The organism is Leptospira montravelensis (assembly GCF_004770045.1).
Classification (GTDB): Bacteria; Spirochaetota; Leptospiria; order Leptospirales; family Leptospiraceae; genus Leptospira_A; species Leptospira_A montravelensis.
In genome coordinates, this window is record NZ_RQFO01000018.1 from 1 (window position 1) to 1083 (window position 1083).

General features: G+C 38.7%; 1 protein-coding gene and 1 pseudogene. Both read right to left on the reverse strand.

The window, feature by feature from the left end; genetic code table 11:
• Nucleotides 1–110: 110 nt before the first annotated feature.
• Nucleotides 111–439, reverse strand: a pseudogene (locus EHQ31_RS19005) (hypothetical protein).
• A complete protein-coding gene (locus tag EHQ31_RS18315; RefSeq protein ID WP_135568303.1) occupies nt 429–635 on the reverse strand; it encodes a hypothetical protein in 207 nt (68 codons plus the stop codon). The pseudogene EHQ31_RS19005 and the gene EHQ31_RS18315 overlap by 11 nt, the downstream one beginning before the upstream one ends.
• Nucleotides 636–1083: the final 448 nt, after the last annotated feature.

Sequence of the window (1083 nt, forward strand, 5' to 3'; positions counted from 1 at the left end):
TCGAAGAGAAGGGATTTAGAATTTAGCAGGGAATAGGTGTTAAGAAGGAGGGAAATACAGAGGAGAAGAGAGACCATCCTTTTGGGAATCGGATGGGTAGGGAGGGAATGTTAAGAAATTTCTTTAAGTATATCGTTTATTTCTTTGTCTGAGATGGAATTGATTTCGGATTTATCGTAAATCAAGATTAAATAAATCGAACGATCCTTAATCACTGTGTGTGTGTAATGACCCTTCCTCCGCCGGATTTTCCTTTTCCTTTTGAAGCAATTGGAATCCGTATCTTATGACAGTTGTTGTTAAGTGAAGTTCCTTGAAACGGATTAAGTCTTAATGAATCAACAAGAGTTAGCAATTCCTGCCTTAAAGAAGGATATTTTTTTATAAGACGTTTAGTTTGCCGTTCAAAGCTAGGTAGTGTAAAAACATTATATTCCACTTAGAAAATCTCTAGCAACCTTCGGTTTTATTTTTTTAGCCTTCACTAGATTCATTTCATCTACAGCTGTTCTCGCATTTTCTAGAAATTCCGCATTCGAATCTGTGATAGTCTTTGTTTTAACATAAGAAAGTCCTTTCAATACTTCCATTAGCGACTGAGCTTTATTGTCTTTGATGTCTAGCAAAACTTTCATAGTAATATTCTAACCATTAGTTATGTCTTAATGAAAAACTTTTCATCAAGTTGTTTCAAGTCTTTTTTTGAAAGATTTACAAACTAAAGCCCCTTGCGCCAGCGATAGTAGCGGAAATCCTTTCCGTAAACTAAATTATTTTGGTCAACAAATCGATTGGAAAGATTGGAGCGGATAGCGCGGTCGTTCGAGAAACAAACGTCTATCAACTAACGGATTCGAGGCGCCCAAATAAACAATTATCCATTCTTTTCTTAACCAAGTGAAGAGGTCGTCACGGTGGCGTGGCCAAGGATGGCCTAAGCTCGCCAGTCGGACCCGGACGGGACGCTGGCAGGAGTGAAGACTTCTGAACTTTATGGAGGACCGCAGCAAACAAATGGCAGTCCTTCAAACATTGGATTCCCTTTGGTCATTGCCACTTACCTTTGAAGCAACGATAAAGGAA

Excerpts from the sequence above, each read along its gene's own strand:
- EHQ31_RS18315 (WP_135568303.1), bottom strand. The coding sequence starts at position 635 with ATGAAAGTTTTGCTAGACATCAAAGACAATAAAGCTCAGTCGCTAATG.